At 45.7% G+C, this 25,089-nt stretch carries 29 protein-coding genes; 13 read left to right on the top strand and 16 right to left on the bottom strand.

The window, feature by feature from the left end; all coding sequences use genetic code 11:
* Positions 1-10: 10 nt before the first annotated feature.
* Together JaK3_RS04600 and JaK3_RS04605 are read left to right on the top strand one after the other, a co-directional pair.
* On the top strand, positions 11-589 hold the full coding sequence (locus JaK3_RS04600; protein ID WP_150114200.1) for a UbiX family flavin prenyltransferase: 579 nt from the start codon (positions 11-13) through the stop codon (positions 587-589).
* Positions 586-867: a DUF4936 family protein gene (locus JaK3_RS04605; RefSeq protein ID WP_068321286.1), complete on the top strand. Its 282-nt coding sequence runs from the start codon at positions 586-588 to the stop codon at positions 865-867. The genes JaK3_RS04600 and JaK3_RS04605 overlap by 4 nt, the downstream gene beginning before the upstream one ends.
* A gap of 77 nt (positions 868-944) precedes the next feature.
* Here JaK3_RS04605 and JaK3_RS04610 read toward each other — a convergent pair whose 3' ends face one another.
* Positions 945-1,499 carry a phasin family protein gene (locus JaK3_RS04610; protein ID WP_068321289.1) on the bottom strand — a complete coding sequence of 185 codons (555 nt, stop codon included), beginning with the start codon at positions 1,497-1,499 and terminating at the stop codon, positions 945-947.
* A 199-nt stretch (positions 1,500-1,698) separates the two neighbouring features.
* Between JaK3_RS04610 and JaK3_RS04615 the strand changes: the two genes are divergently transcribed.
* Positions 1,699-2,586: a DMT family transporter gene (locus JaK3_RS04615; protein ID WP_068321292.1), complete on the top strand. Its 888-nt coding sequence runs from the start codon at positions 1,699-1,701 to the stop codon at positions 2,584-2,586.
* 121 nt (positions 2,587-2,707) lie between these two features.
* The gene (locus tag JaK3_RS04620; protein WP_068321295.1) at positions 2,708-3,724 is read left to right on the top strand and encodes a serine hydrolase; all 1,017 of its coding nucleotides are present in this window, start codon (positions 2,708-2,710) and stop codon (positions 3,722-3,724) included.
* A gap of 2 nt (positions 3,725-3,726) precedes the next feature.
* On the opposite strand, the gene JaK3_RS04625 is transcribed toward JaK3_RS04620, so the two are convergent.
* From JaK3_RS04625 to JaK3_RS04685, 13 genes are all read right to left on the bottom strand, one after another.
* A complete protein-coding gene (locus JaK3_RS04625; RefSeq protein WP_068321297.1) occupies positions 3,727-4,551 on the bottom strand; it encodes an IclR family transcriptional regulator in 825 nt (274 codons plus the stop codon).
* Between the two features lie 104 nt (positions 4,552-4,655).
* On the bottom strand, positions 4,656-5,690 hold the full coding sequence (locus tag JaK3_RS04630) for a quinone-dependent dihydroorotate dehydrogenase (RefSeq protein ID WP_068321300.1): 1,035 nt from the start codon (positions 5,688-5,690) through the stop codon (positions 4,656-4,658).
* Between the two features lie 9 nt (positions 5,691-5,699).
* Positions 5,700-6,446, bottom strand: coding sequence for an arginyltransferase (locus JaK3_RS04635; protein ID WP_068321303.1), 747 nt, complete (start codon positions 6,444-6,446; stop codon positions 5,700-5,702).
* Complete coding sequence (gene aat, locus JaK3_RS04640) at positions 6,443-7,180, bottom strand: leucyl/phenylalanyl-tRNA--protein transferase (RefSeq protein ID WP_068321306.1); 738 nt, start codon at positions 7,178-7,180, stop codon at positions 6,443-6,445. The genes JaK3_RS04635 and aat overlap by 4 nt, the downstream gene beginning before the upstream one ends.
* A 9-nt stretch (positions 7,181-7,189) precedes the next feature.
* Positions 7,190-7,750 carry an NUDIX hydrolase gene (locus tag JaK3_RS04645; RefSeq protein WP_068321309.1) on the bottom strand — a complete coding sequence of 187 codons (561 nt, stop codon included), beginning with the start codon at positions 7,748-7,750 and terminating at the stop codon, positions 7,190-7,192.
* A 9-nt stretch (positions 7,751-7,759) separates the two neighbouring features.
* Complete coding sequence (locus tag JaK3_RS04650) at positions 7,760-9,586, bottom strand: bifunctional chorismate-binding protein/class IV aminotransferase (protein ID WP_068321312.1); 1,827 nt, start codon at positions 9,584-9,586, stop codon at positions 7,760-7,762.
* Positions 9,587-9,610: 24 nt separating this feature from the next.
* A complete protein-coding gene (locus JaK3_RS04655) occupies positions 9,611-10,186 on the bottom strand; it encodes a peptidylprolyl isomerase (RefSeq protein ID WP_068321315.1) in 576 nt (191 codons plus the stop codon).
* Between the two features lie 82 nt (positions 10,187-10,268).
* The gene (locus tag JaK3_RS04660; RefSeq protein ID WP_068321318.1) at positions 10,269-10,895 is read right to left on the bottom strand and encodes a 2-hydroxychromene-2-carboxylate isomerase; all 627 of its coding nucleotides are present in this window, start codon (positions 10,893-10,895) and stop codon (positions 10,269-10,271) included.
* A gap of 6 nt (positions 10,896-10,901) precedes the next feature.
* On the bottom strand, positions 10,902-12,215 hold the full coding sequence (locus JaK3_RS04665) for a replication-associated recombination protein A (RefSeq protein WP_068321321.1): 1,314 nt from the start codon (positions 12,213-12,215) through the stop codon (positions 10,902-10,904).
* A 4-nt stretch (positions 12,216-12,219) separates the two neighbouring features.
* A complete protein-coding gene (locus JaK3_RS04670; RefSeq protein WP_082786372.1) occupies positions 12,220-12,699 on the bottom strand; it encodes a DUF3429 domain-containing protein in 480 nt (159 codons plus the stop codon).
* Between the two features lie 32 nt (positions 12,700-12,731).
* The gene (locus JaK3_RS04675; RefSeq protein WP_068321326.1) at positions 12,732-13,586 is read right to left on the bottom strand and encodes a 3-hydroxybutyryl-CoA dehydrogenase; all 855 of its coding nucleotides are present in this window, start codon (positions 13,584-13,586) and stop codon (positions 12,732-12,734) included.
* A 1-nt stretch (position 13,587) separates the two neighbouring features.
* A complete protein-coding gene (locus JaK3_RS04680) occupies positions 13,588-14,316 on the bottom strand; it encodes a glutathione binding-like protein (protein ID WP_068321329.1) in 729 nt (242 codons plus the stop codon).
* Positions 14,317-14,324: 8 nt separating this feature from the next.
* Complete coding sequence (locus JaK3_RS04685) at positions 14,325-15,521, bottom strand: pyridoxal phosphate-dependent aminotransferase (RefSeq protein WP_068321331.1); 1,197 nt, start codon at positions 15,519-15,521, stop codon at positions 14,325-14,327.
* Between the two features lie 85 nt (positions 15,522-15,606).
* On the opposite strand from JaK3_RS04685, the gene yaaA reads away from it, so the two are divergent.
* Positions 15,607-16,383 (top strand): peroxide stress protein YaaA, encoded by a 777-nt coding sequence (yaaA, locus tag JaK3_RS04690; protein ID WP_068321334.1) that lies wholly within the window; start codon positions 15,607-15,609, stop codon positions 16,381-16,383.
* Entirely contained in the window at positions 16,383-17,594 is a 1,212-nt protein-coding gene (locus tag JaK3_RS04695; RefSeq protein ID WP_068321337.1) for a DUF2863 family protein, read from the top strand. The genes yaaA and JaK3_RS04695 overlap by 1 nt, the downstream gene beginning before the upstream one ends.
* Positions 17,595-17,690: 96 nt before the next feature.
* Here JaK3_RS04695 and JaK3_RS04700 read toward each other — a convergent pair whose 3' ends face one another.
* Both JaK3_RS04700 and JaK3_RS04705 read right to left on the bottom strand, forming a co-directional pair.
* Positions 17,691-18,065: a hypothetical protein gene (locus tag JaK3_RS04700; protein ID WP_068321340.1), complete on the bottom strand. Its 375-nt coding sequence runs from the start codon at positions 18,063-18,065 to the stop codon at positions 17,691-17,693.
* 13 nt (positions 18,066-18,078) lie between these two features.
* Positions 18,079-19,068, bottom strand: coding sequence for a malate dehydrogenase (locus JaK3_RS04705; RefSeq protein WP_068321343.1), 990 nt, complete (start codon positions 19,066-19,068; stop codon positions 18,079-18,081).
* A gap of 167 nt (positions 19,069-19,235) precedes the next feature.
* Here JaK3_RS04705 and JaK3_RS04710 point away from each other — a divergent pair, with 167 nt between their 5' ends.
* The 7 genes from JaK3_RS04710 (at position 19,236) to gltA (ending at position 25,073) form a co-directional block, all read left to right on the top strand.
* Complete coding sequence (locus JaK3_RS04710) at positions 19,236-19,964, top strand: GntR family transcriptional regulator (protein ID WP_240480891.1); 729 nt, start codon at positions 19,236-19,238, stop codon at positions 19,962-19,964.
* A gap of 132 nt (positions 19,965-20,096) precedes the next feature.
* Positions 20,097-20,516, top strand: a complete 420-nt coding sequence (sdhC, locus tag JaK3_RS04715) for a succinate dehydrogenase, cytochrome b556 subunit (RefSeq protein WP_068321346.1) — start codon at positions 20,097-20,099, stop codon at positions 20,514-20,516.
* Between the two features lie 24 nt (positions 20,517-20,540).
* Entirely contained in the window at positions 20,541-20,906 is a 366-nt protein-coding gene (sdhD, locus tag JaK3_RS04720; RefSeq protein WP_068321349.1) for a succinate dehydrogenase, hydrophobic membrane anchor protein, read from the top strand.
* Positions 20,907-20,910: 4 nt separating this feature from the next.
* Positions 20,911-22,689, top strand: coding sequence for a succinate dehydrogenase flavoprotein subunit (gene sdhA / locus JaK3_RS04725; protein WP_068321352.1), 1,779 nt, complete (start codon positions 20,911-20,913; stop codon positions 22,687-22,689).
* A gap of 17 nt (positions 22,690-22,706) precedes the next feature.
* Positions 22,707-23,411 (top strand): succinate dehydrogenase iron-sulfur subunit, encoded by a 705-nt coding sequence (locus tag JaK3_RS04730; protein WP_068321355.1) that lies wholly within the window; start codon positions 22,707-22,709, stop codon positions 23,409-23,411.
* Positions 23,408-23,677, top strand: coding sequence for a succinate dehydrogenase assembly factor 2 (locus JaK3_RS04735; RefSeq protein ID WP_068321358.1), 270 nt, complete (start codon positions 23,408-23,410; stop codon positions 23,675-23,677). Before JaK3_RS04730 ends, JaK3_RS04735 begins: the two co-directional genes overlap by 4 nt.
* An 82-nt stretch (positions 23,678-23,759) precedes the next feature.
* Complete coding sequence (gene gltA / locus JaK3_RS04740; RefSeq protein ID WP_068321361.1) at positions 23,760-25,073, top strand: citrate synthase; 1,314 nt, start codon at positions 23,760-23,762, stop codon at positions 25,071-25,073.
* Positions 25,074-25,089: the final 16 nt, after the last annotated feature.

Raw genomic sequence — 25,089 nt, forward strand, 5'->3', positions numbered from 1 at the left:
ACTAGGAATCATTTTGAACAAACGCTTAATTGTTGCTATTACAGGCGCATCAGGAACTATCTATGGAATTCGTATTCTTGAGGCGTTGAAGAGTCTTGGCGTTGAATCTCATCTAGTAATGAGCGATTCAGCGAAGTTGACTATGGCGGCCGAAACAAATTACAAGCCAGCGCAAATTGAGGCTATGGCTGATGTTGTCCATTCGGCAAAAAATGTTGGTGCCTCCATCTCTTCAGGCTCATTTAAAAGTCTTGGCATGGTCATTGCTCCATGTTCAATTAGAACGCTGTCGGAGATTGCTAGCGGCGTGACTAGTAGCTTGGTTTCTAGAGCTGCTGATGTAGTGCTGAAAGAGCGTCGTCGCTTAGTGTTATTGGTAAGAGAAACTCCTTTACATGCAGGCCATTTGCGTTCGATGTCTCAGGTTACTGAGTGTGGCGCAATTGTCATGCCTCCAGTACCTGCTTTTTATGCCAAACCTCAGTCTCTTGATGATATGGTGAGTCACACAGTTGGAAGATGTTTAGATATTTTTGATTTGGATAATGCGCTGGTAACCCGTTGGAACGGAATGGATGGCGGAAAATGAATTTATATGTTTATTTTAAATTTATTGTTGCTGATCATCCGTTAGTCTCAAAGTGTATTAGAGATATGCATGATCAATTAGCGCATGAATTTCCTGGTTTAGTTTGTGAGTTGCTCAAAAGACCTTTACCCGATCAGGATGGGAAAGAAACTTGGATGGAGGTATATAGCGGAGCGGTAACCAATACATCAGACTTTAATGAGCGTCTTGCAGAGCTGGCCTTAAAAAGCGAATTACCTCAGCCTAGGAGAAATGAGGTTTTTATTCCGATCGAGTAGGGCGCTCTAAAAAGAAAAAGCCCCGAGCAATCGGGGCCTATGCATTGGTAATGAACATTAGTGCTGCGCACTGTGCATTACCTCTTCTTAGTGGCTTTGCGGTCTGTACCAGCAGTCTTCAATACTGTTTCAGTGGCGGTACTGAGGTTGGTTTGCGCAACTTCAACTGCATGTTTCACCGCCTTTTGACTAGTTTCGAATACGTTGTTCGCTGAGGCAATAGCTTGTTTCATAGCTTGCACAGCCGCATCAGAGCCTGCAGGCGCATTCTTTGTCCATTCTTCTACTAAGGAGTTGATTTTCTTTTGGCCAGCTTGAAATTCTTTTTCGGCAGACTGTGTAAAGCTATTTTGTGTCTCGTGAGCTAACTCATATAAATGACGGCTGTAAGCCATTATTTTTTCTGCCATAGGCTGTACTGCTTCTGCTTGATGAGCGAGCAATTGCTGGATATCTTTTACTTCCAATGCTTTCTTGGCGCTATTCATGCTGTCGCTCAAACTTTGCTTGGCAATGTGCATATTGAGTTCAACTAATTTTTCAATGCTCTGCAATGCTTGATTGGTTAATCCACTCAAGGTCTCTAAGTTTGCTTTTTGTGCTGCTGCAATTTGTTCTGGAGTTAAGTTCATGTCTATCTCTTTTTTGTTTAACTAGTTTCTATTCTGGCGTTCGGTTATTGCTTAATGTACTCCCTTTACACCATTATATTTCATATATATATTGCGATGCAGCATAACTAGCTTGCCTTGCATCTCAAAAGTGTATTTATGAAAAGAGCCTAAAATTGAGGTCTTAGAAAAAATTCTCAATATTTTCAGTAAGTTATCCATGAAACTTTCCCTAGACAACGCCATTGCCCCGATATTTGTGCTTATTTGGAGTACGGGTTTTGTAATTGCACGTTTAGCAATGCCGTACGTGGAGCCAGCTACCTTCTTGTTTTGGCGTTTTGCAGGGGTTTTGGCGGCTATGGCAGCCCTCAGTCTAGTGTGGAGAATCACTTGGCCTAGTTGGTCGCAAATAAAACACATCGCTGTTGCTGGCATCTTGCTGCAGTTTGGTTACTTGCTTGGAGTTTGGTTTGCTGTTCGTTTAGGAATGACGGCAGGGCTCGTAGCCATCATCGTTGGATTGCAGCCGATTGTGACCGCATGGTTTGCGGCGTGGATTTCAGAAAAAGTAACTCCGCGTCAGTGGATTGGCCTCGGCTTTGGGTTTGCCGGTGTTGCTCTAGTAGTTGCGGAGAAAATTGGTTTTGCACACATCCCATTGGCTAGTTACGTATTAGCATTTGTTGCACTTTTCTCTATTACGTTTGGCACGCTGTATCAAAAGAAATTCTGCCCAGTATTTGATCTACGTGCTGGTTCATCTATACAGTTCGGCGTGTCAGCGGTGCTGTGTTTCATTTGCATGTATTTATTTGAGACAGGAGATATGGTTTGGAATCTCTCAGTCACTGGTGCGTTGCTATGGTCGATTTTTCCGATATCAATTGGCTCGATTAGCTTGCTGTTCATGATGATTCGGAAGGGGGCTGCCACTAAAGTCACTAGCTTTCTCTATTTAGTACCACCGACAACCGCAGCAATGGCTTGGTTGATGTTTGATGAGCCATTTACATTATTGATGGCGGTGGGTTTGTGCTTGACGATGACGGGCGTGGTGCTAGTAAATGCCCGTCAGATAAATACAGTGGCGACAATTGCAGAGTAGGGCGAATTAGCAAGAGTGTATTTTGGTGAGCGGAATACCTAGATTGGGGCGAATAAAACTGCCTTGCCCTAGGAAATTAATTATCATTCCGTATGTTGAAAGTTTTGGAAGGTATTTTGGGATGCGTTTGAATCGATTGTGGCTTTTTGCCTTGGCAGTAATTTTTGCGGTTGGCGCTATGGCGAATGCACCTGCAATTGCTGCTAATAAAGATAAACAGCAAACCAAAACTACTACTAAAACAGCCGCTAAGACAAACACCAAGACTTCCAAGAAACCAAAAACCGTTCGCGTAACAGTAACGCGCTCAACAGAGCCGGTCGTACCTGCAAGACCATCTCTTGCAACTGCATTGGGATTGCGCGGGCAACATGATGACCTGAATCTCAAATCTAGCGTAGCGATGGTTGTTAATCAAGATACCAAAGAAGTATATTTTGAAAAGAACCCCTCCGTAAGTTTGCCAATTGCTTCCATTACTAAGTTAATGACAGCGATGGTGGTGTTAGATGCCAAGATGCCATTAGATGAAACTTTGGTAATTAACTCTGAAGATGTAGCTAGTTATCGCTCATCACGTTTAGCCGGCGGTACCGTTTTAACTCGTGAAGAAGCCTTGCTGTTGGCTTTAATGTCCTCTGAGAACCGCGCTGCATATACCTTGGGAAGAAATTACCCAGGCGGTGTTTCAGCATTTGTGGGCGCTATGAACCGAAAAGCAAAAGAGCTTGGCATGGACCATTCTCATTTTGCGGATCCAACTGGTCTCATGAGTGAGAATGTTGCCACAGCAGAAGATCTGACGCGCATGCTCAGTGCCGCATATCAATATAAAACCATTCGTGAGTTTTCAACTTGGCCAGACCTGACCATGGTGATTGCGAAACGTCCGCAAAAGTTTTTGAATACCAATCGTCTTGTGCGCTCTGGTGATATGAATATCGGCCTGCAAAAAACTGGCTTTATTAATGCTGCTGGTAAATGTTTAGTGATGCAGGCTAGAGTAAACAACACGCCTTTGTTATTGGTGTTCTTGGATTCTGTTGGAACACAATCGCGTTTTGCTGATGCCGTACGTGTGCGTGATTGGTATGAGCGTATGCCGTCTGGCGCGCAGCCAATTCGCCGCTTAATGTAAATCTAGTTTGTGCTGCCTGGTTCGGCAGATTTGGGTTTAAAGCCCATGCCTTTGGAGATTTGTAGGGCGGTTTCTTGTAGGGCGCGCAGCCAATCTGCCTGAATACGGTCGGTTGGGGCGCTTAAGGATAGGCCGGCAACTAATTTTCCGGTGTCATCCAAGATGGCTGCAGCTAAACAGCTCACACCCAACTCTAATTCTTCATCATCGCGAGCATTGCCCACTTTGCGTACTTGATTAAGTTCAGTCTCGAGTTTGCCTAAATCGGTGATGCTATTGCGAGTATGTCCAGATAAGCCGGTGCGTGTGACATAGGCGCGAACCTGACCAGGATCATCGCTAGCTAAAAAGAGTTTGCCAACTGAGGTGAGGTGCAAAGGCGCGCGACCACCAATAGCACGGACAACTTGCATTCCTGAGCGCTCGCTATAGGCGCGATCAACGTAAACGATTTCATCACCTTGGCGAACAGATAGGTTTACTGTTTCACCGGTGAGCTTGTGTAGGGTACGCATTGGTAACTGCGCTGCTTCGCGAACTGATAATCTTGCTTTCACTAAATTGCCAAGCTCTAGTAGCTTTAAACCAAGACGGTAAGTGCCGCCATCACCACGTTCAACTAGTCTGCAAGCAACCATGTCATTCAAAATACGGTGAGCAGTAGAGGGGTGGAGGCCAGTTAGTTCAGCAAGGTTTTTGAGGCTGCTTGAGTCCTCTTGATCAGCAAGCGCATCTAGCAAATTCATCATGCGCTCCACTACCTGGATGGCTGTTTTGCCAACCTCACCGGTAGATTTGGGAGTTTTGATGGTTTTACTAGTGCTCATAGGGCTTATTGTAGCGATTTCAGACGAAATTGCATATTGTGAAATGCCATTTTATAGGGCAACCAATGAAAAAACCCCCTAAATTGGGGCGATTTAAAGGTGTTTTAGGATTGCCTGAGAGCGGTGGCGCACTCGTTGATCAAGTCTGGACCGCGATAGATTAAGCCGCTATAGAGTTGGACTAGGCTGGCGCCTGCCATGATCTTTTCTCTAGCATCAGCACCAGACATGATGCCGCCAACGCCAATTATCGGTAGTTGATTGCCAAGTCTGGCTTTCAAAGCTTTGATGACGATATTGGAGGCATTACGAACAGGTGCGCCAGATAGGCCGCCAGCTTCTTCGCCAAATTCCATTCCTTTGACTGCATCGCGGGAGATGGTTGTGTTGGTAGCAATGACTGCATCGATACCAAACTCGAGCAGTAGATCGGCAATGAGATTGATGTCGCCATGATCTAAGTCCGGCGCAATCTTCAGGAAGAGTGGTTTACGTACGCCATGGCGATCACATAAACGCTTTCGAGCTTCATCAAGGCTACCGAGTAATTCACGGAGCATTTCTTCGCCTTGTAGAGCGCGCAGATTTTGAGTGTTCGGGGAGGAGATGTTGACAGTAATGTAAGTGGCGATTTCGTAGACAGCTTCCATGGCCAATACGTAATCACGGGAAGCTTCTTCGATTGGTGTGCTGGCATTTTTGCCAATGTTCATACCAAGAACACCGCCGCTTTGCCAAAATTTAGAACGGCGTACTCTGGTGACGCAGGCATCAACACCATCGTTGTTAAAGCCCATGCGATTGATGATGGCCTGTGCTTCAGGAAGACGAAACATGCGAGGCTTTGGATTGCCAGGCTGTGGGCGTGGTGTCACGGTGCCGATTTCTAAAAATCCAAATCCCAAAGCGGCCAGTGCATCAATGTGTTTGCCATCTTTATCTAATCCAGCGGCAAGACCAACTGGGTTTGGAAACTCAATACCGCAAAGCATTTGTGGATCGTTAATCGGCTTAGTTACTAAACGCTCTAATAATCCCCAGCGCTGCGCGCGATCCATATTGCTCAGAGTGAGGTTATGGGCTTTTTCAGGATCTATACAAAAGAGCCAAGGGCGTAGAAGGGAGTAGCGATCGATCATGGGTAGATATTATGACTCAGACAGCGGCTGCCAATGATCGTCGATCAGCCCCTCCATGGGCTGATAGTTAATCTTGTATGACATCTTGTTGCTTTCTTTGATGTAGTAGCCAAGATAGAGGTAAGGCAAACCCAAGATCTTTGCCTGCTCTATCTGCCACAAGATGCTGTAGCTGCCATAGCTAGCAGCATGGCTTGAGGTGTCATAAAAGGTATAAACCGAGGAGATGCCTTGTTCCAAGATATCGATCATGCTGACCATGCGTAATCGACCTGGATGCGGGTCATGAGGACCATCCCGAAATTCCACAATGCGCGAGTTCACTCGACTTTGCAATAAAAATTGCATGTACTGGTCTTGATCGTCGCTATCCATATCTCCACCTTCATGTCGCTCATGTTGATAGCGTTGATAGAGTTGGTAATGCTCTTCTTGGTAGCCAAGATTTAATACTGAAGCTTCAAGACCAGCATGTTTTTTCTGGGCGCGGCGCTGGCTTCGTGAGGGTATAAATTGATTTACCAAGATACGTGTCGCAATACAGGCTTTGCATTCATCACAATATGGTCGATAGGTATACAAACCACTACGTCTAAATCCAGCATTTAACAAATCACTGTAGACATCCGCATGTATCAAATGGGATGGCGTAGCAACTTGAGAGCGAGCAGTCTTATTTGGAAGATAGCTACAAGTATATGGAGCAGTTGCATAAAACTGCAGAGTGGTTAGAGGAAGTTCTTTGAGCTGGGTCATAGCCAGTGATGCAAGATCGTTTTATCAAATGTCCAAGATTTATCAATCTTAGTTTGATTTAAAGAAACTTGCAGTTGCTCTAAAAAGTCTTTACGCGGGATGGGTGCAGCGCCCAAAGAAAGTAGATGAGCTGTCTCTTGCTGGCAGTCAATCATGTGCACCTCATTGGCTAGGCACCAGGCGCTAAGGGCTGCTAAGGCAATTTTGGACGCATTGGTCTTGCGGCTGAACATGGACTCCCCAAAAACCATGCCTCCAAAAGAAACGCAATAAAGTCCGCCCATCAGCTGGCCATCCTCAATTACAGCAATGCTGTGAGCATTGCCTTGCTCATGTAATGCTGTGTAGGCATCCATAATTTCATGGGTGATCCAAGTGCCGTCTTGATCTTTGCGTGCGCTGGTTGCGCAAGAGCGAATGACAGCACCAAAATCACCATCTATTTCTACTTGGGACTGGGTGTTTTGACAAAAGAGGCGAATAATTTTTCGCAAGGAATCGCTGCATTTGAAGTTGCCTGGCTTTAAAATCATTCTAGGGTCTGGCGACCACCAGAGTACTGGCTGGTTATCCGAGTACCAGGGAAAGATTCCTTGTTGATAGGCGCGCGCGAGTTGTCCTGGATATATTTGTTCGCTTACCGCAATCAAGCCAGGAACGCTAGGATCTGGATCGGCCTCTAGTAGAGGATTAGGGAAAGGGTCATGTGGCCCTAGCCAGGCAATCTGACCCATAGCGACTCTTTAAATTCTTTCGGATGGCAAGATGTCGCGACTGCGCACATGAAACTCTTTACCAATCTCTAGGTTACCTGCAGCACGATCTGCAAAAAACCATTCCAAGGTCTGCTTGACCGTGGGGAAGGCTAATTCATTCCAAGGAATGTCGACCTCATTAAAGAGTGCAACTTCAAGGCTTTCTTCACCGGCGGAAAACTCTGGCGTATTCATCGTCGCTAAATAAAATAGGTGTACTTGCTCGGCATGTGGCACGTTGAGAAGAGAGTAGAGCGGTCCAATTTTCACTTCAGCACCAGCCTCCTCGAGAGTCTCGCGAGCAGCACCATGACTCGTACTTTCTCCTAACTCCATAAAGCCTGCAGGAAGGGTCCAATAACCATGACGAGGCTCAATCGCTCTGCGACATAAGAGCACTTGCTGGCCGTATACGGGAATGCTACCCACTACATTGCGAGGATTCTGATAATGAATGCTGCCACAAGCTTCGCATACATGGCGTTCACGAGAATCATCGGCTGGAATTTTGATCGTCAATACAGCGGCGCAGTTGGGGCAATACTTCATGCTGACTTTCTAAAAATGGGCTTTAATAGCGCCACGAAGGGCATTGCTAAGGATAATCTCATCTGCCATTGAAACATCATTAATAGTCAGGTTGGCTTCACGGGCATTCATTTTGGGATCGGCAAGCAAAGCAGCACGCATAACACCGGGCAGAACACCTGCTGAGACGGGTGGCGTAAGCCAATCAGAGCTACCTTGAGGTTTAACAAAAATGCTAGTTCTTCCGCCTTCTGTCACAAAGCCTTGCTCATTACAAAAGAGGGCATCAAAACCACCTAACTTAGTAGCTTCTTGCCATGCTTGATCATAGAGACTTCGTTCACTAACTTTGTGTCTCAGTAGTACATCTCCTGAATGCATCGTTACATCACCAAGCAGGATATCTTTAGCCCAGAATATTTTGACAGGTTCATTTGTCTGATGAATAACAGCGCTTGAAACAGAAAGCGCTCCATTGGCTGCAAGATCTAGTCTTAATCGATGCGACAAGTTTTTATCAAATGATGCACAAGCGTCCAGAACCAACTTTTGTGCGGTAACAGATTCAAAGGGAATTCGCAAAGCCAAAGCAGAAGCGTGCATGCGCTCTAGGTGTGATCTCAATCTCTGTGGCTCACCGTGTAGCACTGCAATCGTTTCAAACAAGCCTGTAGCGCTTGGAAGATCCATCAGAAAGGCAGATTTAATATGGCATTCTTGCCACTCTTGTTTGACATCGGAGTCATTGGTAATGCCAGCTCCGACACCTAAAGTGAAAGTGGAGGCGTGGGATTGGCTATCTGAGGCAATTTCAACTGTACGAATAGGTACGCTAAAGGCAAAGTTGCCGTTAGGATCCAGCCAGCCCAAAGCGCCACAGTAGTAACCTCGATCTTCAGATTCAAGCTCTTGAATAATCTCCATGCTGCGTTTCTTTGGGGCGCCAGTAACAGAGCCACATGGAAAAACAGCCTTGAAAATATCAAAGAGACTGACATCAGGTTTAATTTGGCCTTGCACGGTAGAGGTCATTTGCAAAACATCACCATGTCTTGCTACTTCAAAAAGATTAGGTACCGTTACCGTACCCGGTAATGAGATGCGGCTGAGATCGTTGCGCAGTAAGTCAACAATCATGACGTTCTCTGCTTGATTCTTGGGATCATCAGATAAAGCGCTGGCAACGGCAGATAAAGCACTGGCAGTGCCTTTCATGGGCATTGCTTTTAAAGTATCACCATCACGCGCAATAAATAGTTCTGGGGACTGAGACAGTAGAAAGTTGCCATCATGTTCTATGTAAGCCCCAAATCTACCGGGTTGCCTATTCCGCAGGCGACTATATAAGGCTAAAGGCGCTCCATAGGTCTCACCTTTGATGCGATAGGTGTGATTAATTTGGTAGCAATCACCACTGCGAATGTATTCCTGAATCGCGCTGATATCTGCCGTAAAGCGATCCTCAGATATCGATTCTTGAACATCCAATATGCCTGCACAGCATTGAGAGCTCTCCAGCAAAGCCAACTTTTCTGAGATGCAGCTATCAACATCTTGTTTAGAGAGTTTTTTAAAGCTTGAGAAAGCCCAAGCCTCTATTAATGGATGTGGCTCATCGGATAAAGATGGCCTCTGAGGAATCTTGTGTATTTGCCTACCTAATTCATAGGCAAATGCAGCCACAACATATTCACCTCTAGCGAGAGATTCAGAGATTTCAGAAAGGCATTTCTGGGTAGCGGATAAATCTAAACCGTTATCGCCACTAGGTAGTATGCGCCAGTAGTGGAGCGCATTTTCATAGAGGCGGCTAGTAGGCGAGGCCGCAGTGCTTTGCGCGTCATCGAGCAAAATCATTGAGGCTTGCCTAGTAAGTTCAGATTACTTCAGAATCGTGGCAGATTCGATGGTGACAGTCTGAGTTGGGACGTCAGCCATTCTACCCATGCGCGGCGCCGGGGCGACCATGGTCGGGATCTTACGTATGGCGTCAATTGTTTGTGTACCAGAGATCACTTTGCCAAACACGGTATAGCCATTACCCATTGCATTTGGATAATCTAAACCTGCATTGTCTTTAACGTTAATAAAAAACTGGGCAGTTGCAGAATCAGGATCGGAAGTGCGGGCCATGGCAATCGTATAGGCATTGTTTTTTAAACCGTTTTGCGCTTCGGAAACGACTGGAGCATTGGTTGGCTTTTGATTTAGATCTGCAGTAAAGCCACCACCTTGAATCATGAAGCCATCAATTACGCGATGGAAGATTGTGCCGTTGTAAAAACCGCTCTTCACATAATTTAAGAAGTTAGCAGTGGTTTTAGGAGCTTTAACGTCATCCAACTCCACTACGAAGTTCCCCATATTTGTCTTAAATTCCACCTTTGGTCCAGCAAATGCAGCTTGGCTGGCAAAACAAGAAAGGGTAACAACGAGGGCGGCCAATAGCTTGCGCATAAGAACTCCTTAAACAATATGAAAGTGACTTAAATTGATTGTATTGCTCATTACTGCATGATGGGTGAATGAAGTTGTATCGTCAGCTTAGGCCATTAGGCACATTGCCAGCATAGGCGTAAGAAGCCTCTTCAAACATGCCAGGCCTGGCAAGGTAATCCAAGACCCAGTCGATCGTATCGATTCCCCAAAAGCACTGTTGATTGACTATCAGAGCGGGTACTCCAAATGCACCATCAGCTTTGGCCTGATTGGTATTGGCAATCAGCTTTGCTTTTACCTCTGGATTTTCAGGTTTAGGGTTGTCAGCAGTTAAACCTAAGTATGTGCAAAATTCTGGCCAAGATAGATTGGGGTCTCTACCTTCTACCCACACATAATCAAAGGCGCGTTCAACCATTGTCCATTCAGCATTCTGCTCAACTAAAAGACGTTGTGCTGCAACCGTCATAAATGGATGATGTTCTGGAAAGCGAAAAGGGATGCCTAACTTCTCAGCTTGCCAAACGCAGAACTGATAAGTATGTGGACGTTTAGCTGCAACCTCACCAGGACCCTTATTTTCAGCAGCACGGAGTAGGCCGCCTAGCAGAATTGGAACTGGCTTGATGTCTAGCTTGCTCTCTAGGCGATGTCTTTGCTTGACATAAAGATACGCAAATGGCGAAACAATGTCGTAATAAAAAGTGGCCGAAGTTTTTGTGCTCATATCGCTTTACTTCTTCTGATGCTCTTCATCGAGCTTTTTTAAGAATGCTAACTTCTCTTTTATCTGAGACTCCAGGCCACGTTCAACAGGCTCATACCAGTGCGGCTCTTTCATACCCTCAGGTAAGTAGGATTCGCCAGCAGCATAGCCATGAGGTTCATCGTGGGCGTAGCGATACTCTTTGCCATGACCAAGCTCTTTCATTAACTTAGTTGGGGCATTACGCAAATGATTTGGCACGCCTCTAGATTGGTCTTGAGCAACAAATGCTCTTGCCGCATTAAAGGCGTTGTAGCTGGCATTGCTCTTGGAGGCAACGGCAAGATAAACAACTGCTTGGCCAAGCGCAAGTTCACCTTCAGGTGAACCGAGTCTGTCAAAGGTTTGCGCAGCATCATTAGCTAATTGCATAGCCCTTGGATCTGCTAAGCCAATATCCTCCCAAGCCATGCGGATAATACGACGCGCTAGATAGCGGGGATCTGCTCCACCATCGAGCATTCGGCAAAACCAATACAAGGCGGCATCAGGATTGGATCCTCGCACAGATTTATGTAAGGCAGAGATTTGATCGTAGAAGTGATCGCCACCTTTATCAAAACGTCGCGCTTGAGCACTCAAAGCGTTTTCAATAAATTGTTGATCGACGGTCTTGAGTTCAGTATTCGGAGTGAGTGCTGCATTGCGTACTTGTTCAATCAGATTCAGTAGGCGCCTAGCATCGCCATCAGCATTCGAGATCAGCGTATCAATAGCAGCGGACTCAAATTGCACATCAGGCATTGCATGTTGGCGCGCACGATCAAAGAGTAATTTCAACTCCTCTGGTGTGAGTGACTTCAATACGTATACCTGAGCTCGCGATAAGAGGGCGGAGTTCACTTCAAAAGAAGGGTTCTCGGTAGTGGCGCCAATAAAGGTAAACAAGCCTGATTCCACATGGGGTAGCAGGGCATCTTGTTGGCTTTTATTAAAGCGGTGGATCTCATCCACAAACAAGATTGTTTGCTTGCCGTACTGGGCCATGTTCTGTTGGGCTTGCTCAATAGCCTCGCGGATTTCTTTTACACCAGCTAATACTGCAGAGATGGCTATGAACTCACGATCAAACGCCTTTGCAGAAAGACGTGCCAGCGTTGTCTTGCCAACACCTGGTGGACCCCACAAAATCATCGAGTGAGGTTTGCCTGATGCAAAAGCTAAGTTGAGGGGTTTACCGCCGGCTAATAAGTGGGTTTGCCCAATGACTTCTTCAATCGTTTTTGGACGCAGAGCTTCCGCTAAGGGTGGTGGTGGAGTGCTATCAAAAAGACCGCTCATTACATCATGCTTGAATAAAAAGAATCACTAAAGATGCCCATGTTAGGCATGCAGCGGCAACATAGGTCAAACGATTACGCATCGTCATAAATGCAGAACGAGTAGCTTCATCAGAAAAATAATATTGATAGGTGTTCTGATCAATATTGCGCTGAATAATCAGGGTGGAAGCAAGGATGAGTAGACCCACAGGTATATAGATATGCAGTGCAACCCAAGCAACTAGCGCTGGAATAACACCCCAGATCCAGGCATTACGGTCTTCCCAGCGATCTCCAGCAGGTGCTTTACCCAAAAGGTGCAAGTTAGCGCCCCAATGTAAGGCCCCCATAAATGAAGTGATGACAGCCCCATAACCAGCCAATGATTCAGCACTCAAGTAGTTCATTGGTGTGGGTGCTAATTGCACCATTAAAGCTAGCCCAATAAATGGAATAAGACCGGCATAACCAAGTTTGCGTACTAGAGGTGGAATGGGGTTCACGATGAGATGGCTTCGTTGTTTAAAGTAAAAAATTATTTATCGTAGGTGTAAATGCCGCGACCTGTTTTGCGACCGAGATATCCAGCGGCAACCATTTCACGAAGCAGTGGGCAAGGGCGGTATTTAGAGTCACTGAAGTTTTCAAAATAAACTTCCATCACTGCTAAGCAGGTATCTAATCCAATAAGGTCAGCTAATGCCAGAGGGCCAATCGGTTGATTGCAGCCTAACTTCATGCCGGCATCAATGTCTTCTGGGCTGGCAAGTCCTTCGGATAAAACAAAGAAAGCCTCGTTAATCATCGGCAACAAAATACGATTGACTACAAAGCCCGGAGAGTTTTTAACAGTGATTGGCTCTTTGCCAACGCGCTTAGCCATATCAATAATGGCGGCATGGGTCGCATCACTGGTCTGCAAGCCACGAATCACCTCCACAAGAGCCATCAGGGGTGGCGGGTTAAAGAAGTGCATACCAATAAAGCGCGCAGGATTGGAATCAAGTGCTGCTAATTTGGTGATGGAAAGAGAGGAGGTATTGGTAGCGATGATGGTGTCTTTACTCACAATCTCATCTACTTGCTTGAGAATTTTCTCTTTGACTGCTTGGTTTTCAGTGGCAGCTTCAATGACTAAACCCAGGCCTTTGAAGTCGTTATAAGAAGTGCTGCCTTTAACACGCTTGAGTGCCACATCTTTTGCTTCAACAGTTAAGGTTTCTTTCTTAACGAGGCGATCAAGGCTCTTGCTAATTTGTTCGAGACCGCGTTGAACCGCTGCCTCATTGATATCAACCATGACGACATCTAAGCCGGCAACTGCACACACTTGCGCAATACCATTTCCCATAGTGCCTGCACCGATTACACCGACTGATTGAATACTCATCTTATTTCCTCTTTTGATACTGGGTTGAACCAAATAACTGCTCTCTAGCCTTGGCATCGTGCAAAGGTTTACGTAATGCTGTCAATACTTCGCAACCACGCTTTACTGCTGGTCGCGCACCAATCTTTTCAAACCATCGTTTGAAATGCGGGTACTCATTGATATCAATACCTTGATTTTTCCAATTACGCGTCCATGGATAAATCGCAATATCGGCAATCGAATACGTTTTACCTGCTACATAGGGATTATCTTTCAGTTGACTATCCAGCACTCCATAGATTCGCTTAGCTTCATTGGTATAGCGATTGATCGCGTATTCAATTTTCTCAGGCGCATACAGGCGGAAGTGGTGGTTTTGCCCAAGCATAGGGCCAAGACCGCCCATTTGGAACATCAGCCATTGCAGCACTTCATACTTTCCACGGGTATCTTGAGGCAAGAATTTGCCAGTCTTGCCGGCCAAGTAGAGAAGAATCGCACCTGACTCAAAAAGGCTAATGGGTTTGCCGTCCGGACCATTGGGATCGACGATTGCTGGAATCTTATTGTTGGGGCTAATCTTTAAAAAATCAGGGGTAAATTGATCACCTGCACCAATATCGATGGGGTGAGCAATCCAATCCTTGCCCAATCGAAAACCGCATTCTTCCAGCATGATGTGCACTTTGTGGCCATTGGGTGTCGGCCAGCTATAAACATCAATTACGGTTGATTTCTTATTTGCCATGATGTCCCTTAGATTTTTTCTAAACGTTGTAAGGCGCTTGTGAGTGTTTGATCTTGTTTCGCGAAACAAAAACGAATTACGCCAGATTCAGTCGCTTGCTCATAAAAAGCAGAGACTGGTATGGCGGCTACCCCAATTTCAGTTGTAAGCCATTTGCAGAAGTCAGCCTCATTGAATTTTGCCTGAGGGATATCTAATGCCGAGTAGTCAACACATTGAAAATAAGTGCCTGGAGTAGGTAGTAATTTAAATTTAGTCTTACCCAAGCCCGCCCTAAAAAAATCACGCTTAGCTTGATAAAAGGCGGGGAGATTTAAATAATGTTCAGCATCTGCAAGATATGTTGCTAGGCCATATTGCATCGGTGTATTCACAGTAAATACATTGAACTGATGAACCTTGCGAAACTCTTTTGTTAGTGCTGGTGGTGCAGCTACATAGCCTACTTTCCAGCCGGTGACGTGATAGGTCTTACCAAAACTTGAGACCAGAAAGCTTCTAGCAGCAAGCTCAGGATGGGATGCAACACTGTGGTGCCGTGCTGCGTCATAGACCATATGCTCGTAGACTTCGTCGCTCAAAATCAATGCGGACGTATTGCGAACTAAGTTCGCGAGACTATCTAGGTCAACCTTGCTCCAAACCATCCCAGTAGGGTTATGCGGAGTATTAATAATGATTAAACGGGTTTTGGAGTTGATTGCCTTGGCTAATGCGTCCCATGGAATTTCATAAGAGGCGACTTGCCCATGCTCATCACGAATCACTTGTAAAGAAATGGCAATCGTTTTGCCGCCTGCTAATTCGATAGATGGGCGATAGCTGTCATACGCCGGTTCAATGATGATGACTTCATCGCCCGGACTGACGCAAGCGAGTATCGCCGTCAGGATGCCTTGCGTGCCACCCGCAGTGATAGTGATTTCAGTATCGGGATCGTAGTGATGACCGTATAAGTTTTGAATCTTCTGACTTATACCGTTACGCAGCTCCGCAATGCCAATCATTGGCGGATATTGATTGCGATCAGCCAACATGGCTTCATTGACTTCGGCAATCAGTTTTCTATCGCAAGGAAAGTCTGGAAAACCTTGGCCCAAATTAATGGCTTTGTGCTCCGCAGCTAAAGCTGACATCACCGTAAAGATCGTGGTCCCCACCTTCGGTAGGCGACTTGGAAAAGAGGGGGTCTCTAGTGGGTTCATGGAGGCGCAGGGTGGTGGTAGGTCGTTTAGAGCGGATATAGCCGGTAGTCGCTAGAATGGTAAAAATACATTACTAAATTGTGCCATGCTGATCGTTCTTTCACCTGCTAAATCCCTGGATTACAAGACCCCAGTCAAGGTCAAGGCGCCAACTTTGCCTGAGTTTGTCTCTGAATCAGCCAAGCTGATTGCCGACTTGAAGAAATTGGCACCCCAAGATGTTGCCAAGCTTATGGGCTTATCCGATCAATTAGCCACATTGAATGTTGGACGCTATCGGGATTGGTCTAAGAAATTCACCGAAGAGAACAGCAAGCCAGCGATCTATGCTTTTGATGGAGATGTTTATGACGGTTTTGATGTCAAAAGCCTGGATGCTAAGTCCGTTCAGTTTGCTCAAGATCATATTCGGATTTTGTCGGGTCTTTATGGCGCACTAAAGCCCTTGGATTTGATGCAGCCATATCGACTAGAGATGGGCACATCATTTAAGAACGCCCGGGGCAAGGATCTTTATGCCTTTTGGGGTAGTAGAGTGACCGATTCCATCAAAAAGGTTTTAGAAAAACAAAAGAAGCCAGTGCTACTCAATTTGGCTTCTGAAGAGTATTTCAAGGTACTTCAACCCAAAGAATTGGATTGCCCAGTGATTGCTCCTGTATTTCAGGATGCTAAGGACGGTAAGTACAAGATCATTTCTTTTTATGCCAAGCGGGCTCGCGGCCTAATGGCGCGCTACGTGGTTGAGAATCGAATTACCGATCCAGCGGATTTAAAAGGCTTTAACTTAGACGGGTATAAATACTATGCCGCAGAATCTAAAGTAGATAAGCCTGTATTTAGAAGGGCAGAAAGAAAATAATGGCCGTTCATCGCACCAAAGCATCACAACGCAATTCTCCTGAGGTGGAGAAGTTGGTTGCTGACGCTATTTCTTTAGCGGCTTCTGGGAGTCAGGTTGAAGACCGTTTCTGGGAAGAGCGTCTGAATGTGCGATTGATGCGTTTGCTTAAAAGCCAGAACCAAAACGTGATCGATGCTGCTCTGGATCAAACCTTCCGAATTAATACAGTAGCTTTTGAGGTGCTCGCCGATATTGCTGAAACCTTGGCCGAATCCTTAAGGATCGAGCATGAAGGTCAGGAGTGGGATGTGTTGTTATTAGCGCTGCCTATCGTTGCTCACACGCGTTACCAGATCCCTTCAGGCCCATTGCCAGTGAACATCATTGAGTCTACGGCTCAGGCTTTGCATAGTGCGATTGCCTCAACGGACACACGCTTGGCGATTGTTCCTTGGTTGTATAGTATTGATCAAATGCCTCATTCGCATTGTCAAACTCGTATCCTCACAGAGTCATTGGCAAGTGCGGCCATCTCTGGAAAAGAGGTCAAGCTTGAGTTGCGCGATATGTCGGAAACCATCGCTGTGTTAGCTGATCCTCGTTTCATTATTGCGGCCTTGAGTGCACCCGCTGGCTCGCCAATCTTCCGTTGGCAGGCTGAGCCGCCAGCACGCCAAGAGCGCGGAGTGAGTTTGATTGGTTGGCAAAACGCCATGCAAGAGCCGATTGCCTCTTTATTGCCAGGATGTGAGTTCGAGCTGCTCTTGCCCGAGGCTTATTTCACGAACTGCCGCTTGGCAGATAAACATGTTCGCCCTTTAAGTATTCGTGCAGCCGTGAATTTCCTCGAGAGCACTCTTGGCATTCTCCCCGCAGGCTTGTCTTGCGTTGTGGGTGCATTTGGTGAAGAGCAGGCTGATGAGTACCGAATTTCATTTAGCGCAAAAGGCTCTTCGGAGGTCATGTATGGCGTGATCTGGCCGCTCTATGATCGTGAGAGCGTAGCAAGTGATGCTTTAAATGATTTATCGGATGATGAGAGTCCGATCAAGAAAATTTGTGATGCTTTGCATGATGCTGGAGTTGAAGATGTCTTCCGCCATGCCATGCTATTTGATCCAGAGCTCTGTGACGACTGCGGCGCACCTTTATTCCCAGATCGTTCTGGTGAAGCAGTGCATGCTGAACTGCCAGATGATGCACCGTCACAGCAACCTTTATTTCACTAGTGAAATAGGAAGTTAAGTAAAGAGACTGCGCAAAGAAACTAAGTAATAAAAAAGCCGAGGAATCCTCGGCTTTTTTAATTAATGCAACGTGAGAAATTAATTCTGCACAAATGGTTCCGCACCTGCAAACAAATGTGGCAACTTACCAGATTTCATATCTGCTGTTTGGCAGAAATCGGCAAGACGAACACCTGCTTTGATGTTAAACAACATTGCTTTATTACCTAGCACTACAAGATCGTAACCAGAGTTTGTGTTCTTGTAACGTAAGCTGCCTGGCAATGAGGTTTGGCGCTCCAAATCATAAGATTTAGATTCCCAAGTTAAGCGAACTTTTTCAGTATTGCCAGTAGTTTTGAACTGCTTGCTCTCCTGACAAGTCCACGTAATTACTTCTTCACTAGCGCTAGCATTTACGGCACCTAAAAGGCTTGCAATAACTGCGCTAATGGCGAGAAGATTTTTTTTCATGTGCAAATTTTCCTTATGAGAGCAGGTGCTTAACGCCAGCTTGCTCTTCGAGTAATTCATTCAAGGTGTGTGTCATGCGCTCACGGGAGAACTCGTCGATCTCTAAACCTTCGATCATTTTGTATTCGCCGTTTTCGCAAACTACTGGGAAGCCATAAATCACTTCAGCAGGAATGCCGTATTCGCCTTTAGAAGGAATACCCATAGTTACCCACTTACCGTTTGTACCGAGTACCCAGTCATGAATATGATCAATCGCTGCGTTCGCTGCAGAGGCTGCAGAAGAAAGGCCGCGAGCTTCAATAATGGCTGCACCACGTTTACCAACAGTAGGAATAAATACATCTTTGTTCCATGCTGCATCGTTGATAGAGTCTTTAACTGACTTGCCTTCGATGGTTGCAAAGCGATAGTCTGGATACATTGTTGGGCTGTGGTTGCCCCAAACAACTAATTTCTCAATATCGGCAACAGGCTTGTTCAACTTGTTAGCCAATTGTGAGAGAGCACGGTTGTGGTCGAGACGTAACATCGCTGTAAAGTTTTTCGCAGGAATGTCTGGAGCAGATTTCATGGCGATGTAAGCGTTAGTGTTTGCTGGGTTGCCAACAACCAATACTTTTACAGTCTTCTTAGCAACAGCATTCAATGCTTTACCTTGTGCTGTGAAAATTTGTGCGTTAGCGGAGAGTAGATCTTTACGCTCCATGCCAGGACCACGTGGACGTGCGCCGACTAAAAGAGCAACGTCGATATCTTTAAACGCTGTCATTGGATCTGAGTGAGCTGTCATGCCAGCCAAGAGTGGGAATGCGCAGTCTTCCAACTCCATCATCACGCCAGTTAATGCTTTTTGTGCTTTTTCATCAGGAATCTCTAGCAATTGTAAGATTACGGGCTGATCTTTGCCCAAAAGGTCGCCATTGGCGATACGGAATAAAAGGGAATATCCGATTTGACCGGCTGCACCGGTTACGGCGACACGCATTGGGGCTTTTGCCATTACTAATAACTCCAGAAGAAGGTTAAGAGGGTTAATTTACGAAAACTTTTCTATTATCCATTCAAGTGTAGGGACTTTAGCTTTACACTGTCAATGATGTCTTATATAAGACTAGAATTACCTAGAATTTTATCCAATTGACGCGGTCTGGAGTTAATTTGTCTGATGTGACTTTGCCTGTTGCCTCATTTAGCCCTCTGTACGAGCAAATTAAGGCGATGATTTTGACCAGTTTGCAAGCCTCCGAATGGCTTCCAGGGGAGGCTATTCCCAGTGAAATGGAGCTGGCAGCCCGTTATGCCGTCAGTCAGGGTACGGTTCGTAAGGCAATTGATGAACTTGCCGCCCAAAACCTCCTAGTTCGTCGCCAAGGGAAGGGTACTTTTGTTGCCACCCATCAAGAGGATGACTGGCAGTACCGTTTTTTACGCTTAGCCCCAGACTCCGGTGAGAAATTTCACCTTACCAATCAGTTTTTATCCTGCGAAAACACCAAAGCAAGCCCTTATGTGGCCAATTTGCTTAAATTAAAGGCAGGCGACCCCATCATTCATATCGACCGGGTGCAGAGCTTCGCGGGAAAACCCATTGTTTTTGAAGAGATTTTTCTTCCTGGGGCGCGCTTTAAGGGCTTGGATCTAGAAGTCCTCAATGCTTGGCATGGCCCGGTATATGCCTTTTATGAGGGTCAGTACGCAACTCACATGGTGCGCGCAGAAGAAAAGATCAAGGCTGTGGCTGCTGATGAGACTTTAGCGAAGCACCTGCATTTACCGCAGGGTGCACCACTCCTTTCTGTGGAGCGGGTGGCATTTACCTACGGGAATAAACCAGTAGAAATTCGTCACGCTAGATACGACACTTCAGAGCAGCATTACGAGAACAAATTGAACTGAGCAAATCAGTAAAAACCAGTAATTAACCCCTTTAAACGCCAAAAAATCCCCACCACCCCTAAGGTTTCCAATAGAATATGTTGCGATACAACAAAACCACACCGAACCTCCACCTAAAGATAGAGATTACCCATGGTTGATTCACAGCAAGCAGTAAAAAAAGATAGACCTGTTTATAAAAATATCGGTCTTGCTCAATTGATTAAATACCGCCTTCCTTGGGCCGGTAAAGTATCAATTCTTCATCGCATTAGCGGGGCAGCATTGTTCCTCTTATTGCCATTTATCTTGTATCTCTTCGATCAGAGTATTGCTTCTGAGTTGAGCTATCAAAAATTCCAGGCTTTTACCGGCAACATATTGGTAAAAATTATTTGCCTCGGTTTGATCTGGTGTTTTTTACATCACTTCTGTGCTGGTATCCGCTACCTCTTGCTCGATTTAGAGATTGGCGTAGAGAAGTCTGAAGCTAATCGTTCGGCCATTATTGTTCTTGTTATTGGTCTGGCTTTGACTGCAGTAGTTGGTCTCAAAATGTTCGGCTTGTACTAAGCGCTACTCATTTAAGGAAATCTCATGCCTATTTATCAAATCGGACCAAAGCGCTTAGTTGTCGGTGCGCATTACGGCCTTAAAGAATGGATCATCCAGCGCGTTACTGCGATTGTGATGGTGGTATTTACGATTGTTTTGTTAGTTGACTACTGCATCACTGGTAGCGCCTCATACGAGGGCTGGTCTGGCTTGTTCAGCGGTCAAGTAATGAAGCTGTTAACACTCTTGGCTTTCATCAGTTTGTTCTATCACGCTTGGATTGGCGTGCGTGACATCTGGATGGATTACATCAAGCCCGTCAGCATCCGTTTGACACTTCAAGTGTTAACCGTTTTGTATCTCGTAGCCTGTGCGGCCTATGCCGTTCAAATTTTGTGGAAAGTGTAATTCGATGACTGCAATTAAAAAATCATTGCCACGCCGCCGTTTTGATGCGGTGATTATTGGAGCAGGTGGTTCAGGTATGCGCGCTTCATTGCAGTTGGCTGAAGCCGGCTTGAATGTTGCTGTTCTGACAAAGGTTTTCCCAACACGTTCACACACAGTTGCTGCACAAGGTGGTATCGGTGCTTCATTGGGCAACATGAGTGAAGACAATTGGCACTATCACTTTTACGACACCATCAAAGGTTCCGACTGGTTAGGCGACCAGGACGTGATCGAGTTTATGTGTCGTGAAGCTCCAAAAGTTGTTTATGAGTTAGAGCACTTTGGTATGCCGTTTGACCGTAACCCAGATGGCACGATTTATCAGCGTCCATTCGGTGGTCACACAGCAAACTATGGCGAGAAGCCAGTGCAGCGCGCATGTGCTGCAGCTGACCGTACTGGTCATGCAATGTTGCACACTTTGTATCAGCGTAACGTCCGCGCAAAAACCAACTTCTTCGTTGAATGGTTGGCACTCGATTTGATTCGTGATGACGACGGTGATGTTGTTGGTGTAACTGCTCTCGAAATGGAAACTGGCCAGGTTTATATTCTGGAAGCCAAGGTTGTGATGTTGGCTACTGGTGGTGCGGGTCGTATCTGGGACGCATCAACTAACGCATTTATTAATACCGGTGACGGTATGGGCTTGGCTGCTCGCGCAGGCATTCCTTTGGAAGACATGGAGTTCTGGCAATTCCACCCAACTGGCGTAGCTGGTGCGGGCGTATTGCTGACAGAAGGATGCCGCGGTGAAGGCGGTATCTTGCGTAACAAAGATGGTGAGCGTTTCATGGAGCGTTATGCGCCAACTTTGAAAGATTTGGCTCCACGCGATTTCGTATCACGCTCAATGGACCAAGAAATTAAAGAAGGGCGCGGTTGCGGTCCTAATGGTGATTATGTTGTGCTCGATTTGACGCACATTGGTGCCGATACGATCATGAAGCGTTTGCCTTCTGTTTATGAAATTGGTATCAACTTTGCTAACGTTGACGTTACTAAAGAGCCAATTCCAGTTGTGCCAACAATTCACTATCAGATGGGCGGTATTCCTACCAACATCAATGGTCAAGTAGTTGTGCCTGCAAATGGTATTCACAATGAAATCGTGAACGGCTTGTATGCGATTGGTGAGTGTTCATGCGTTTCTGTGCACGGTGCGAACCGCTTGGGTACAAACTCATTGCTCGACCTCTTAGTATTCGGTCGTGCTGCTGGTAACCACATTGTTGGTCTTGACCTCAAGAATCGCGAATTCAAGCCATTGCCTGCAAATGCTGGTCAGCAAACATTGGAGCGTATTGCGAAGTTGGATAATTCAACTTCAGGCGAGTACGCACAAGACGTTGCAAACGATATTCGCAAGTGCATGCAGAAATATGCTGGTGTATTCCGCAATCAAGAGTTGATGGACGAAGGTGTTCGTCAAATGGCTAAATTGACTGAGCGTGCCAAGCACTTATGGGTTAAAGACAAATCCGAAATTTTCAATACAGCACGTATTGAAGCTTTGGAAGTGGCTAACTTGGTTGAAACTGCAAACGCAACCATGATTTCTGCGGCAGCTCGTAAAGAGAGTCGTGGCGCTCATTCACATGATGATCATCCGCATCGTGATGATGAGAACTGGATGAAGCATACCCTTTGGTATAGCGAGGGCAATAAGCTTACTTACAAACCAGTTATTTTGAAGCCTTTAACTGTTGAATCATTCCCTCCAAAAGAACGTACTTTCTAAGCGAAGAGAAATAGAAAATGAGTGATATCCGTATATTCGAAATTTACCGCTACGATCCAGATGTCGATGCAGCTCCGCGCATGGAACGCTATGAGCTAGAACTCACTGGCGAGCGTATGTTGTTGGATGCTTTGATTTCCTTGAAGAAGCAAGACGAAACCATTTCTTATCGTCGTTCATGCCGTGAAGGCGTGTGCGGTTCAGATGCAATGAACATTAACGGTAAAAACGGCTTGGCTTGTTTGACCAATATGTTGACTTTGCCTAAGGTCATCACATTGCGCCCATTGCCTGGCTTGCCAGTTGTGCGTGATTTGATCGTCGACATGACTTTGTTCTTCAAACAATATTTGTCTATCAAGCCTTACTTGGTAAATGACAATCCACCTCCTGAAAAAGAGCGTCTCCAGAGTCCTGAAGAGCGTGAAGAGTTGAACGGTTTGTATGAGTGCATCTTGTGCGCATCATGCTCGACTTCATGCCCATCATTCTGGTGGAATCCTGATAAGTTCGTTGGTCCAGCAGGCTTGTTGCAGGCGTATCGCTTTATTGCTGATAGCCGTGACCAAGAAACTGCGCAGCGTTTAGATAACTTAGAGGATCCATACCGCTTGTTCCGTTGCCATACCATCATGAATTGCGTGGACGTATGTCCTAAGCACTTGAACCCAACGAAGGCAATTGGCAAGATCAAGGAGTTGATGGTTCGTAGGGCAGTATGACCCTCGGAAATGCAGAGTTATATCGTTTAAAAAGTGACGCTCGCAGGGGCTTGCTAGAGAACGATCTAATTCTGCAGCGTTTCTTTGAGCGCTATGGCACTCAGTTAAGCGTTGAAGATGGAAAAGTATTAACCCAGCTATTGGCTCTAGACGACAACGACTTAATGGATTTATTAATTGGCCGTAAAGATTCTGTAGCAAGCTTGGAGAAAGAGATGCAAGCGGACTCTTTCAAACTGGTTTTACAAAGGCTAAGAGAGAAGTAATTCAGCCTTTTGGTGCAGTAAGCGTATGGATGCATGAATGAATAGTGTATTAATCATAATTTTGAATGACTAAGGATTAGAAATGATTGAATCGGACATCAAGGCAAAACTCTCGTTTTCGGATGGAACACCAGATATTGATCTGCCAATTTACAAAGGGACAGTAGGTCCTGACGTAATTGACATTCGTAAACTCTATGGTCAGACCGGTAAATTCACTTACGATTCGGGCTTTCTGTCTACTGCATCATGCAATAGCAAAATTACTTACATCGATGGCGACAAGGGCGAGTTGCTCTATCGCGGTTACCCAATTGAAGACTTAGCAAATAACTGTGACTTCTTAGAAGTTTGCTACCTCTTGATCAATGGCGAATTGCCAAACGCAACTGAGAAAAAAGCCTTTGATGAAATGGTTATGCACCACACCATGGTTCATGAGCAAATGCAATTCTTCTTGCGTGGCTTCCGCCGTGATGCGCATCCAATGTCTGTGTTGACTGGCTTAGTTGGTGCAATGGCTGCTTTCTATCATGATGAGATTGATTACAGCGATCCGCATGCTCGTGAAGTTGCCCAAATTCGCTTGATCGCAAAGATGCCTACATTGGTGGCTATGGCATACAAGTATTCCGTAGGACAGCCATTTATCTATCCAGATAACTCTTTGTCATACACAGCAAACTTTATGCGCATGATGTTCGCAACACCATGTGAAGAGTACAAAGTGAACCCAGTATTGGTACGCGCTTTGGATCGCATCTTCACATTGCATGCTGACCACGAGCAAAACGCTTCTACTTCTACAGTGCGTTTGTGCGGTTCTTCAGGCACCAATCCATTTGCAGCGATTTCTGCTGGTATTGCTTGCCTCTGGGGTCCAGCACACGGTGGCGCAAACGAAGCTTGCCTGCAGATGTTGAATGAAATTCAAGCTCAAGGTGGCGTAGACAAGATTCATGAATTCATCGCTCAAGTAAAAGACAAGAACTCTAGCGTTCGCTTGATGGGCTTCGGTCACCGCGTTTACAAAAACTTTGACCCACGCGCTAAATTGATGCGTGAGACTTGCTATGAAGTATTGAACGAATTGGGCTTGCAAGATGACCCATTGTTCAAGTTGGCAATGACTCTCGAGAAGATTGCTTTGGAAGATGACTACTTTGTAAGTCGTAAGCTCTATCCAAACGTAGACTTCTACTCAGGAATCGTTCAACGCGCTTTGGGTATCCCAACAGAAATGTTTACTTGTATTTTTGCTTTGGCAAGAACAGTAGGTTGGATTGCTCAGTGGGAAGAGATGATTACTGATCCTGAGTACAAGATCGGTCGTCCACGTCAGTTGTATGTTGGCGAAACAGCACGTAAGGTTCCAAACATTACAGTTCGTAAATAAGGTTTTTAAGGTCACT

The sequence above is a fragment of the Polynucleobacter yangtzensis genome (genome assembly GCF_001595965.1).
GTDB classification, from domain to species: Bacteria; Pseudomonadota; Gammaproteobacteria; order Burkholderiales; family Burkholderiaceae; genus Polynucleobacter; species Polynucleobacter yangtzensis.